At 68.9% G+C, this 11,949-nt stretch carries 11 protein-coding genes; 5 read left to right on the top strand and 6 right to left on the bottom strand.

Annotation, left to right across the window (positions count from 1 at the left end):
- Positions 1-2: 2 nt before the first annotated feature.
- On the bottom strand, positions 3-245 hold the full coding sequence (locus KIP89_RS13395; RefSeq protein ID WP_213755921.1) for a transferase: 243 nt from the start codon (positions 243-245) through the stop codon (positions 3-5).
- 365 nt (positions 246-610) lie between these two features.
- The gene (locus KIP89_RS13390) at positions 611-1,198 is read right to left on the bottom strand and encodes a protease inhibitor Inh/omp19 family protein (RefSeq protein ID WP_213755920.1); all 588 of its coding nucleotides are present in this window, start codon (positions 1,196-1,198) and stop codon (positions 611-613) included.
- Positions 1,199-1,464: 266 nt separating this feature from the next.
- Here KIP89_RS13390 and KIP89_RS13385 point away from each other — a divergent pair, with 266 nt between their 5' ends.
- Positions 1,465-2,235, top strand: coding sequence for an SDR family NAD(P)-dependent oxidoreductase (locus KIP89_RS13385; RefSeq protein WP_213755919.1), 771 nt, complete (start codon positions 1,465-1,467; stop codon positions 2,233-2,235).
- A gap of 17 nt (positions 2,236-2,252) precedes the next feature.
- On the opposite strand, the gene chrA is transcribed toward KIP89_RS13385, so the two are convergent.
- Complete coding sequence (chrA, locus tag KIP89_RS13380; protein ID WP_213756025.1) at positions 2,253-3,467, bottom strand: chromate efflux transporter; 1,215 nt, start codon at positions 3,465-3,467, stop codon at positions 2,253-2,255.
- 79 nt (positions 3,468-3,546) lie between these two features.
- Positions 3,547-4,449: a LysR substrate-binding domain-containing protein gene (locus KIP89_RS13375; protein ID WP_213755918.1), complete on the bottom strand. Its 903-nt coding sequence runs from the start codon at positions 4,447-4,449 to the stop codon at positions 3,547-3,549.
- 219 nt (positions 4,450-4,668) lie between these two features.
- Here KIP89_RS13375 and KIP89_RS13370 point away from each other — a divergent pair, with 219 nt between their 5' ends.
- Positions 4,669-5,691 carry a DMT family transporter gene (locus KIP89_RS13370; RefSeq protein ID WP_213755917.1) on the top strand — a complete coding sequence of 341 codons (1,023 nt, stop codon included), beginning with the start codon at positions 4,669-4,671 and terminating at the stop codon, positions 5,689-5,691.
- Between the two features lie 90 nt (positions 5,692-5,781).
- A complete protein-coding gene (locus KIP89_RS13365) occupies positions 5,782-6,123 on the top strand; it encodes a rhodanese-like domain-containing protein (RefSeq protein WP_213755916.1) in 342 nt (113 codons plus the stop codon).
- Between the two features lie 155 nt (positions 6,124-6,278).
- On the opposite strand, the gene KIP89_RS13360 is transcribed toward KIP89_RS13365, so the two are convergent.
- Both KIP89_RS13360 and KIP89_RS13355 read right to left on the bottom strand, forming a co-directional pair.
- A complete protein-coding gene (locus KIP89_RS13360) occupies positions 6,279-7,658 on the bottom strand; it encodes a transaminase (RefSeq protein ID WP_213755915.1) in 1,380 nt (459 codons plus the stop codon).
- Positions 7,659-7,738: 80 nt separating this feature from the next.
- The gene (locus tag KIP89_RS13355) at positions 7,739-9,118 is read right to left on the bottom strand and encodes an aspartate aminotransferase family protein (RefSeq protein WP_213755914.1); all 1,380 of its coding nucleotides are present in this window, start codon (positions 9,116-9,118) and stop codon (positions 7,739-7,741) included.
- A gap of 168 nt (positions 9,119-9,286) precedes the next feature.
- Between KIP89_RS13355 and KIP89_RS13350 the strand changes: the two genes are divergently transcribed.
- Positions 9,287-10,690 carry a glutamine synthetase family protein gene (locus KIP89_RS13350; protein WP_213755913.1) on the top strand — a complete coding sequence of 468 codons (1,404 nt, stop codon included), beginning with the start codon at positions 9,287-9,289 and terminating at the stop codon, positions 10,688-10,690.
- A 130-nt stretch (positions 10,691-10,820) separates the two neighbouring features.
- Positions 10,821-11,930 carry a polyamine ABC transporter substrate-binding protein gene (locus KIP89_RS13345; RefSeq protein WP_213755912.1) on the top strand — a complete coding sequence of 370 codons (1,110 nt, stop codon included), beginning with the start codon at positions 10,821-10,823 and terminating at the stop codon, positions 11,928-11,930.
- Positions 11,931-11,949: the final 19 nt, after the last annotated feature.

Raw genomic sequence — 11,949 nt, 5'->3', positions numbered from 1 at the left:
ACTCAGCGGGCGCGGCGAGCCGCCATGGCTTCGACGCGGGCGGTCAGCGGCGCACCAGGAAAGGCCTGACGCAGCAGGCGCAGGGCCTCGGCATCGGTTCCCGGGCTGGCGAGATCGAGATGCTGGGACATGAGTTGGGTGACGGTGAGCGGATCGCGACGCGCGAAAGCCGGCCGGGTGGTCTCGGCTTCGCGGGCAACCGGCAATGAAACTGTCGTCGTCATGACCTTCAGCGCCTGCAGCATCACAATCCCCTCTTGTCGCGTGAGCGAATCAATCAGCTTTTCCGATGGGTAGAATGACCCCTGGTTCCAGCTAACGCATCACCAATCTTGCGGTTCCCCATAATGTGAACGACAACTGTGACGAAGATCTCACAGTTGTGTGGCCGCGCCATCCGATAGAATACGAAGTTTCGCGCCGAATATTTCGAATATGCGTATGTTTTCGGACGCGCACGACAAAGTCTGCCGCAGCGCACGCGGCCGGAAGCGCAGCGCAGCAAGCAAATACCGAGGCAGCATTGGCGATATGAGGGGGAATGACTGGATTGATCCAGTCATTTGGAGGCATTCCAAACTGGATATCGGGCTAGCCGGCCAGCCGGTTATCAGGAACGCGTCAGCGTCACGCGGGTGCCGTCGGCCGTGGTGGTGCCGTCAAACTGGCCATTGCCCTGGGGCTGAAGCCGGGCGGTGACCTTGCCGAGATGGTTCTGCAGCACGATGTCGTTGCCCCAGACGTCCCATGCCTTGGTCATGAAGATGTCGTTCGGGCAGTCGACATCGGCATTGGCGGCGAAGCCGGTCATGCCGCGATCGGTCGACAGGGTGACCTTGCAGGTCTTCTGCCCGCTGTCCCAGCCGAACTTCCAGGCGCCGGCGAGCTGCGTGCGGGCCGCGCCGGGGTCGGCATAGGCCACGCCGCCCGGAGCGGTGGCGGCCGGCGGCGACAGGGCCACCTGCGTCTCCGGCTGGCGCGGCGTCACGGCGGCGGCGGCGGTGGCCGCGCCGGCGCCATAGGTCGTGGTCGCGGGAGGCGGCACGGCCGAGCTTTCCACCGAGCCCGAGGGCGCCGGGGTGATCTGGCTGGGCTCGACGGCCGCCGTCTGCTGACTGCCGAATCCGTCCAGCGTCGTGCTGCAGCCTCCCAGGAGGAGGGCGACGGCGGTAGCGGCCAGGGCGGTCTTGACGGTCATCGGGCCTTCACTCCTCGCCCGCCGCTGGCGGACGTGTCGTTCTTCAGGTCGGCGGCATTTGCGCTGCGGCAAGTCTTTTGTTTCGCCGAGGATCGTGGCGTCACCGTGACCCCGCAGCGGCAATAGCCTGCCCGTGCGGTTATGCTCAAGAAGGGGTTAACGCCGTCTTGACTGCGCCTCGCCGGCATGGACGCGCGCGGGCCGACGCGATATGTGCGACGCAGCATTGCCTTGCCCGCCGCCCCACCCGCCGAGAGGACGCTGCCATGTATCAGATGCTGGATCCCGCCACGCTGACGGTTCTCATCACCGGAGCCACCTCCGGCATTGGCGCGGCGACCGCGCGCCGCTTCGTGCTCGCCGGCGCGAAGGTCATCGGCACCGGCCGCCGCGCCGACCGGCTGATCGCCCTGCGCGACGAACTCGGCCCGCATTTCCACCCGCTGGAGGTCGATGTGCGCGACAACGCCGCGCTGACCGCGGCGCTGGAAGGCCTGCCGGACGGCTTCAAGAGCGTCAATGTGGTGTTCGCCAATGCCGGCCTCGCGCTGGGGCTGGAGCCCGCCCAATCCGCCAGCCTGAAGGACTGGGAGGACATGGTCGACACCAACATCAAGGGCCTGCTCTACACGGTGCGGGCGACGCTGCCCTCGATGGTCGAGCGCAAGGAAGGCCATGTGGTGTTCACCGGCTCGATCGCCGGCGACTACCCCTATGCCGGCGGCAATGCCTATGGCGGCACCAAGGCCTTCGTGAAGCAGTTCGCGCTGAACCTGATGGCCGACCTTGCCGGCACGCAGGTGCGCGTCACGAATATCGAGCCGGGCATGGTCGAGACCGAGTTCTCGCTGGTGCGCTTCCATGGCGACACCAAGAAATCCGAGGGCGTCTATGCCGGCACCCAGTCGCTGACCTCCGAGGACATCGCCGAGCAGGTGTTCTTCTGCTGCACCTTGCCGCGCCATGTGGTGGTGAACAGCCTTCAGGTGTTCCCCACCTGCCAGGCCTTCGCCGGCTTCAAGGTGGTGCGCGACTAGACGTCGCCTGAGACCGCTCACAGCAGCAGGGCGCCGCCGAGCGCGGCGCCGGCCACCACGGCCCAGGCCGGCACTTTCCACAGCGCCAGCGCGAGATAGGCCAGCAGCGCCAGCGCGAAGGCGCGCGGCGAGGTGATCGAGGACGTCACCACCGGGTCCCAGAAGGCGGCGCCGAGCAGGCCGACCACGGCCGCGTTGACGCCGTTCATCGCCTGCCGGATCGCCAGATTGGCCGCCAGCGCGGTCCAGAAGCGCAGCGCGCCATAGACCAGCAGCGCCGAGGGCAGGAACATCGCCACCAGCGCGATGAGGGCGCCCGCCGCGCCATTGGGCGAGGTCGGCATGGCCGCGCCGACATAGGCGGCGAAGGAGAACAGCGGGCCGGGCACCGCCTGCGCGGCGCCATAGCCGGCCAGAAAAATCTCCCGCGTCAGCCCGCCCGGATGGACCAGCTCGGCCTCGATCAGCGGCAGCACGACATGGCCGCCGCCGAACACCAGCGCCCCGGCGCGGTACAGCGTGTCGAACAAAGCGAGCGCGGGGTCGCCGCTCGCCTGCGCCAGCAGCGGCAGGGACACGAGCAGCAGCGCGAACAGCGCCAGCGCCACCAGCGAGGCGGTGCGGCCTGGCAGATGGCGGGAGGGCGCGTGGGCGGGCGCCGCCTCGGCCTTCAGCAGCGCCAGACCCACCACCGCGCCGAAGGCGATGACGCCGAGCTGGCCGAGCGCGCCGGGCAGGGCGGCGGCCCCGGCGGCGGCGAGCAGGGCGATGGTCCGGCGCGGCCGGTCCGGGCAGAGATTGCGGGCCATGCCGAGCACGGCATCGGCCACGATGGCGGCGGCGGCGATCTTGAGCCCGCTCAGCCAGCCCGCCGAGAGGCCGGCGGAATCGGCGGCGCCGACGCCATAGGCGAAGGCCAGCATCAGCAGGGCCGAGGGCAGGGTGAAGGCGAGCCAGGCGGCGGCCATGCCGGCAAGCCCCGCCCGCATCAGCCCGATCGCCATGCCGACCTGGCTGGAGGCCGGGCCGGGCAGGAACTGGCACAGGGCGACGAGATTGGCGTAGGCGTCCTCGGTCAGCCAGCCGCGCTTGGCCACCAGCTCGGCGCGGAAGAAGCCGAGATGCGCCACCGGCCCGCCAAAGGAGGTGAGGCCGAGCTTGAGGAAGGCGCGGAACACCTCGCCGGCGGAGCCGGTGCTGTCAGGGCTGTCGGAAGGGCGCGGGTGCGTCATGTCGCTCATGCGGATGCGTTAGCGTGGAGAGGCGCGCATTGCATGTGAATTGTCGATGACAGTCGGGCCGTTCACCGGCTCACGCCGCGGCGGCACCGGCCGTCGGCATCTGCGCATTTGGCATCTGAGCACTTGGCATCGCCATGGCGGCGCGCAGCGTGTCGGCGAGGCGCCGCGCGGCGGGGGAGGCGGCGGGAGCCAGCAGCATGCCGACTTCCATGTCCGGCAGCGGCGGCAGGCCATCGGCCGCGCCGAGGCGGCGCCATTCCGGCGGGGCCGCGCATTCCGGCAGGGCGGTGATGCACAGGCCGGTCTCGACCGCCGAATGCACGCCGCCCTGCGAGGAAGAGGTGCAGGCGACCCGCCAGTTCAGCCCCGCCTTGTCGAGCGCGGCGGCGATGTGCGGGCGGACGCGGCAGCCCATGGGGAACAGGGCCAGCGGCAGCGGCTCGTTGCGCTCGGGCCGGTGGCCGCGCGCGGCCAGCCAGAGCAGCTTTTCCTTCTTCAGCAATTCGCCCGTGGGGCGCGCCAGATCGCGCGTCAGCAGGGCGACGTCGATCTGCCCGCGCTCGACCTCCGGCTCCAGATTCTTGGAGAGGTCGCAGCGGATGGAAATCTCCACGCGCGGATAGGCGGCGGCGAAGCGGGCGATGGTGGGGGTGAAATAGGCGTCGACATAATCATCGGGCATGCCGATGCGCACGCTGCCTTCGGGCGTGCCGCCCTTGAGATCGGCCAGCGCCTCGCTCTCGAAGGCGAGCAGACGCCTTGCATGGGCGACGAGGCGCTCGCCGGTCTCGGTCAGGGCGATGCCCCGGCGCGAGCGTTCCAGCAGGCGGACGCCGAGATTCTCTTCCAACTGGGCGATCCGCGCCGACACCGCCGATTGCGTGCGTCCCACCCGTTCGGCCGCGGCGGTGAAGCCGCCCGTGTCGACAATGGCGATGAGCATGCCGAGGGATTCAGTGTCGAGATGGCGCATCGCCGTCCTCCTGGGGTGTCATCCGGGCGGAAGGTCGGCCTCTGATGCCGACCGGCGATATATATCACCATTATCAATGCAACGACAAAATAAATTCGCTTTGGTGATTTCAGCCTTGGGTGTAGTCAGTCTCCCATCGGCCCTTTCCCGTGAGGAAGCGCCGCGCGGCCGATGGGACCGCCACGCCAATCCCTGCACGTCCTTCTGTCGAGTCCGGCAATGTCTCCGCCTCCCGCTGCCCTCGCCCCGGCTGCCGCCGAGGGCGCCGTCCTGCTCTCCCCGCTCTCCCCGTCCGAACTGCATGAGGCGCATCTGCGCCGTCAGGCGTTCTTCGCGGTGGTGCTGGCGGCGATGTGCATCGGCTTCTCGGCGATCTTCGTGCGGCTGGCCGATGTCGGCCCGGCGGCGGTCGGTTTCTGGCGGCTGATCTTCGCGCTGGGCCCGACCACGGTCTGGGCGCTGGCCGAGCACCGCGCCGCCCTGCGCCGCCGGCCCCTCGTCGCGGGCGAGCGCCGCGCGCTGTTTTCCACCCGGCAATTCGTCATTTCCGCGCTGGCCGGCCTGTTCTTCGGTGCCGACCTCGTCGCCTTTCATATCGGCCTGTCCCACACCACCACCGCCAATGCGCTGCTGCTCGGCAATCTCGCCGTGGTGTTCGTGCTGGTGATCGGCTGGCTCGGCCTTGGCGAGCGGCCTTCGCGCGGCCTGCTGCTGGCGCTTGCCCTGGCGCTGGGCGGCACCGCGCTGATCGTCTCGCGCAGCGCCGTTTCCGCTCCGGGTGACGCGGTGAGCGTCTATGGCGACCTGCTCTGCGTCGGCGCCGCGCTTTGCTATGCCGGCTACATGCTGATGGCCCGCCTCGTGCGGCGCGGCGGCGAGGAGCACGCGCCCGCGCTCGGCGGCGGCATGGTCTCGCTGATCGCCAGCAGCGTCGGCGCGGTGTTCTGCCTTGTCTGGGCGGTGGCCACCGGCGAAACGCTGCTGCCCTCCAGCCTTCAGGGGCTGCTGGCGGTGATCGGTCTCGGCCTTGTCGCCCATGCCACGGGGCAGGGGCTCACCACCTTCGCGCTGGGCCGTCTGCAGGCCGGGCTGATCTCGGTCGTGCTGCTCCTGCAGATCGTCGTCGGCACCAGCCTCGCCGCCCTGCTGTTCGGCGAAATCCCCTCGCTGATGGTGGCGATCGGCGGCACCATGGTGGTGGCCGGCGTGGTCGTGGCGCGCCCGCCCAAGCCCGCGCGCTGAGCTTTCGGGCACGGGACGGACGGCCAGGACGGGGACTTGCGGCGCCCGCGTCGCGGGTCTACCTCCTCGGTAACAGCGAGGAGCGTGACCATGCAGCAGCCCAATCCCTTCGGTGGCGTGATCGAGAATCTGTCGGTGGACGAGGTGAAGGCCGGGCTTGAGGCCGGGACGATCCTGCTCGTCGATGTCCGCGAGCCCAATGAGCTGGCGGCCGAGCGCATTCCCGGCGCGGTGGATTTCCCGCTCTCGACCTTCGACGCCCACGCCCTGCCGGACCCGCAGGGCAAGACGCTGGTCTTTTCCTGCCGCTCCGGCCAGCGGTCGCAGCGCGCCGCCGCCGCCGCGCAGGCCGCCGGCGTCGAGCTGTACCGCCACATGGCCGGCGGTATTCTCGCCTGGAAGGAAGCGGGCTTTCCGACCAAGCAGGGCTGAGGGGGGCATCGGCGAGCACCTGCGTGCTTCGAGGCTCGCTGACGCGAGCGCCTCAGCATGACGGGGCGTGTGACGCGGACAGACTCTCTGGGGCGCCGTCATCCTGAGGTGCCCGGCGCCGCCGGGCCTCGAAGGATGGTCGTGGGCGAGGGGCTTCACCCCACCAGCCGGCGCACCACATCCGCCGTGGCGGCGATCAGCCGGTCGACCTGCGCGTCCTGCGTGGCCGGCGAGCACAGCATCATGTCGTGGAAGGGCGAGATCAGCACGCCGCGCACCAGCAGCGCGAGGTGGATGGTCGCTTCCAGCTCGGCAAAATGGGCGGCATGGGCCTCGCCGCCGGTGAGCAGCGGGCGCGGCGCGCGCACCACCTCGACACGGGCGCCGCAGCGCGCGACATGCCAGGGCAGGCGGGCCTCGCTCAGCACGGCGGAAAGCCCGCTCTCCAGCCGGTCGGCCAGCGCGTTCATGTGGGCATAGGCGTCGTCGGTGGCGACCTGTTCCAGTGTCGCACGCATGGCGGCGAGCTGGAGCGGGCTGCCGGACAGGGTGGTGCCCATGCCGGAACGGCCCTCGGGCAGGCTGGCGCGGGCGCGGGTGAAGCGTTCCGCCACCTCCGCGCTCATGCCCCATACCGAGGCCGGGATGCCGCCGGCAATGGCTTTGCCAACCACGAACAGGTCCGGCTCCAGCCCGTATTTGCCGGTGTAGCCGCCCGGCCCGCTGGACAGGGTGTGGGTCTCGTCGATCAGCAGCAGCGTGCCGGTGCGCCGGGTGATCTCGCGCAGGGCGGCGTGGAAGCCGGGCTGCGGCAGCACCATCGCGCAATTGGTCAGCACCGGCTCGGTGATGACGCAGGCGACGCTCCGGTCGGCCAGCGCCGCTTCCAGCGCGGCGAGGTCGTTGAACGGGATGACACGGGTCAGCGCGGTCAGGTCGCGGGTTTCGCCCAGCAGGCCCTCGGCATTGCGGGCGCGCCCGTCCGGGCCGAGCTCCACGAAGGTCTCGTCGACCGCGCCGTGATAGGCGCCGTCGAAGATGAGGATGCGCGGGCGCCCGGTGGCGGCGCGGGCGGCGCGCAGCGCGAAGCGGTTGGCATCGCTCGCGGTGGTGGCGATCTGCCAGTAGGGCAGGCCGAAGCGGGCGTTGAGCAGGTCGCCGACGATCGCCGCGTCCGGGCTCGGCAGCATGGTGGCGAGGCCCGCGCGGGCCTGCCGCGTCAGGGCGTCGGCCACCGGCGGCGGGCCATGGCCGAACAGCGCGGCGGTGTCGCCGAGGCAGAAATCATCATAGCCATTGCCGTCGACGTCGGTGAGCCGCGCGCCGCTGGCATGGGCCACGACGAGCGGCACCGGGGTCGACCAGTCCACCATCCAGTGCATCGGCACGCCCTGGAACAGATGGGCGGCGGCGCCGGCGGCGGCGCGGGTCTTCGGCCGTGTGCCGAGATAGAGCGCCTCGGCCTCCGTGCGCAGCGCGGAAACACGGGCCGGGCTGACGCCGGGACCTTCCCCGACCGGGGTGACGAGGTTCATGACAGCATCCTTGGGCACGGGCCCCGGCGGCATTCAAGCACGTTTCGCGTGCCCGCGCCGCCGGTTTGCCGCGCGGCGGCTCAGTGCACCCAGCCCATGCGCTTCAGCTCGGCATGGGTGTCGTCGAGCGTCTTGCGGACGCTGGCGACGAGCTGGTCCATCTCGCCATGGCAAATGACCAGCGGCGGGGCGATGATCAGGCGGTCGCGCACGGCGCGCATGACGAGGCCGTTCTTGAAGGAGAAGTCGCGCGCCAGCATGCCGACCTTGCCGGGATCGGGGAATTTGGTGCGGCCGATCTTGTCCGGCGTCAGTTCCAGCGCGCCGAGCAGCCCGAGCATCGGCGCCTCGCCCACCAGCGGGTGGTCGGCGAGGGTGGACCAGAGGGCCTTGAGATAGGGGCTGGCATCATTCGCGACGCGCCCGACCAGATTCTCACGCTGCATGATGTCGAGATTGGCGAGCGCGGCGGCGCAGGCGGCCGGGTGGCCGGAATAGGTGTAGCCATGGTTGAAGTCGCCGCCTTCCAGCAGCACCTCGACCACGCGGTCGGCCACCATCACCCCGCCCAGCGGCATGTAGCCGGAGGTGATGCCCTTGGCCATGACGAGGATGTCCGGCTCGGTGTGGAAGGTCTCGCAACCGAACCAGCTTCCGGTCCGGCCGAAGCCGCAGATCACCTCGTCGGAGATGAACAGGATGTCGCGCTCGCGGCAGATGCGGGCGATCTCCGGCCAGTAGGTCGCGGGCGGGATGATGACGCCGCCGGCGCCCTGCACCGGCTCGGCGATGAAGGCGGCGATCCGGTCTTCGCCCAGCGCGTCGATGGTGGCTTCCAGCGCACGGGCGGTGCGCAGGCCGAACTCGTCCGGCGTCTCGCCCTGACGCGCCTCACCCCAGAAATAGGGCTGGGCGATGTGGACGATGTCTGGGATCACCGCGCTCTGGCCGTGCATCGGCGCCATGCCGCCCAGGCTGCCGGCGGCGACGGTGGAGCCGTGATAGGCGTTGTGCCGGGAGATGATGATCTTCTTCTCCGGCTTGCCCTTGATCTGGAAATAGCGGCGGACGAGCTTGATCACCGTGTCGTTCGATTCCGAGCCGGAACCGGTGAAGAAGACGCGGTTGAACTGCTTCGGCGTCAGTTCGGCGAGCTTGGCGGCGAGCTCGATGGCCGGCTTGTGGGTGGTCTTGAAGAAGGTGTTGTAATAGGGCAGCTCGCGCATCTGGGCGGCGACCGCCTCGACGATCTCCTCGCGGCCATAGCCGACATTCACGCACCACAGGCCCGACATGCCGTCGAGGATGCGGTTGCCGTCGGAATCGGTGAGCCACACGCCCTCCGCCTTGACGATGACGCTCGAGCCCTCGGCGTTGAGCGACTTGGTGTCGCTGAACGGGTGGAGGTGATGGGCGGCGTCGAGCGCGCGCAGTTCGGCGGTGGAAGTGGGAAGCGTCATGGCGCACCTGCGGGCAGCGTGAGGTTGCCCTGACAATGTGATCACATTTCGCGTGCGTCAAGGCGTCCGGCATGGCAAAAGGAGGGTGTCCACGCTGCGGGGGCGGCGCTTGACCACCACCGCGTCGGCGTGAGCACAATTGACACGACGCATTCTGCCAGGTGGATCATGCCCTTGCCCGAAGCTGCGGACATCGCCGCGGCGCCGACCTCCTCCCGTCCTGCCGATGAGTTCGGCGCCTATGTGGCCGAACATGGCACGCCCGACATTGTCGAGGTGCTGCTGCCCGACACGCATGGCGTGCTGCGGGGCAAATGGATACCGGGAACGGCGGGTGGGAAGATCTGGGGCGACGGCGTCGCGATTCCGCTCTCCATCTTCGGGCTCGACATCTGGGGCCGCGAGGTCGAGGAAACCGGCATCCATATCGAGACCGGCGACCGCGACGGCATGTGCCGGCCGGTGGCGGGCACGCTGAAGCCGGTGCCGTGGTCGCCGCGCCCGGCGGCGCAGGTGATGATCTCCATGTACGAGCCGGATGGTCGCGGCGGCGAGCGTCCGTGGGATCTCGATCCGCGCCACAAGCTGGCCGCGCAGGTCGCCCGGCTTGCTGCGCTCGGGCTTTACCCCTGCGTCGCCTTCGAGCTGGAATTCTATCTGATGAAGCCGGCGCCGGGTCCCGGCGGCGTGCCCGAACCGGTGTTCCCCGCCTCGACCTCCGGGCCGGCACGGCAGAACATGTACGCCATGTCCGACCTCGACGCCCATGCCGGGCTGCTGCACGAGGTGCGCGAGGCCGCCCGCATCCAGGGCCTGCCGGCCGACACGGTGATCTCCGAGGCGGCGCCCGGCCAGTTCGAGGTGAATCTCTATCACCGCAACGACCCGATGGCGGCGGCCGATGACGCGATATTGCTGCGCCGGCTGATCGACGGCGTGGCCCGCAAGCACGGGCTGCGCGCCAGCTTCATGGCCAAGCCGTTCCTCGAATTCGCCGGCTCGGGCATGCATGTCCATGTGAGCCTTGCCGATTCCGGCGGCGCCAATGCCTTCGCCAAGGGCGAGGCGGGGGAACGCCTGCTGCGCAACGCGGCGGCGGGCATGCTCGCGACCATGGCCGATACCTGCGTCTTCTATGTACCAAGCTATAACGGCTTCCGCCGCCTTGTGCCGGGCAGCTACGCCCCGACCAGCATCTCCTGGGGTTATGACAACCGGGCGGTGGCGGTGCGCGTGCCGAACGGCCCGCCCAAGGCACGCCGGCTCGAACACCGCATCGCCGGCGCCGACGCCCATCCGCATCTGGTTCTGGCCGGCATTCTCGCCGGCATGATCGAGGGCATCGAGCGCGGGCTGGAGCCGCCGACGCCGCTCACCGGCAATGCCTATGAGCAGGAAGCGCCGCTGCTGAGCTACGACATGGGCGAGGCGGTGCGGCGCTTCGCGGCCTCGGACTTCGTCGGCCGGGCGTTCGGCGCCCAGTACCGGCGGGTGTTCGCCATCATGAAGGAAACGGAGCTCGCCGCCTTCGAGCGGCGGATCAATCCGCTGGAGTACGAGACTTATTTGTGAGCGTGATCAAGGCGTGGGCTTTTCGCCGGGCGGTTGCGCTTGAGCCCGGGGCGATCCCGCACTAGCCTTGGTATCTGGAACCTGTTCCTATCCATTCGGCTGATCATTCAACTTGCCCAAGGAGATAAGGATGTCTCGCCTCCTGACGACACTCGCGGCCGGCCTGCTGGCGGCGCTGGCGGTCGCGCCGGCCTCGGCGCAGGAAAAGGTCGTGAACGTCTACAACTGGTCCGACTACATCGACGAGTCGGTGCTGGAGGAGTTCACGAAGGAAACCGGCATCAAGGTCCGGTACGACGTCTTCGACTCCAACGAAGTGCTTGAGACCAAGCTGCTCGGCGGCAAGACCGGCTATGACGTGGTGGTGCCGACCGGCTCCTTCCTTCAGCGCCAGATCCAGGCCGGCGTGTTCATGAAGCTCGACAAGTCGAAGCTTCCGAACCTGCAATATCAGTGGCCGGTGATCTCCGAGCGCCTCGCCGTCTATGATCCCGGCAATGACTACGCCGTGAACTACATGTGGGGCACCACCGGCATCGGCATCAATGTCGACAAGGTGAAGGAGCGCCTCGGTGACACCCCGCTCAACACCTGGGACGTCGTCTTCAAGCCGGAGCTGCTCGGCAAGCTCAAGGATTGCGGCGTCTACATGCTGGACGGCCCGGAGGAGATCATCCCCACCGCGCTGCGCTATCTCGGCAAGGACCCGAACTCCAAGGATCCCAAGGACATCGAGGCCGCCGGCAAGCTGCTGGCGCCGATCCGCAAATTCGTGAAGAAGTTCGATTCCTCGGGCTATATCAACGCGCTGGCGGGCGGCGACATCTGCCTCGCGGTCGGCTGGTCGGGCGACGTGTTCCAGGCCAAGGCCCGCGCCGAGGAAGCCGCCGAGAAGACCGGCAAGCCGCCGATCAACATCGAGTACATCATCCCCAAGGAAGGTGCGCTCATGTGGTTCGACAACTTCGCCATCCCGAAGGATGCGTCGCACCCGGAGGAGGCGCTCGCCTTCATCAACTACATGATGAAGCCGGAAGTCGCGGCGAAGAACTCGAACTACATCGCCTATGCCTCGGGCAGCGAAGGCGCGCAGAAGTTCATCGACAAGGCGATCATGGACAATCCGGCGATCTACCCGGACGCGGAGACGCGGGCCAAGCTGTTCACCGTCACCACCTACCCGCAGAAGGTTCAGCGCGTCGTCACCAAGACCTGGACCGACTTCAAGCGCGGCAAGTGAGCTGAGCCTGCCCCGGCCG

Source organism: Ancylobacter radicis (genome assembly GCF_018449475.1).
In the GTDB taxonomy this organism is placed as follows: domain Bacteria; phylum Pseudomonadota; class Alphaproteobacteria; order Rhizobiales; family Xanthobacteraceae; genus Ancylobacter; species Ancylobacter radicis.
The sequence above is the reverse complement of the archived record's forward strand: the minus strand, read 5'-3'. Positions and strand labels throughout refer to the sequence as shown.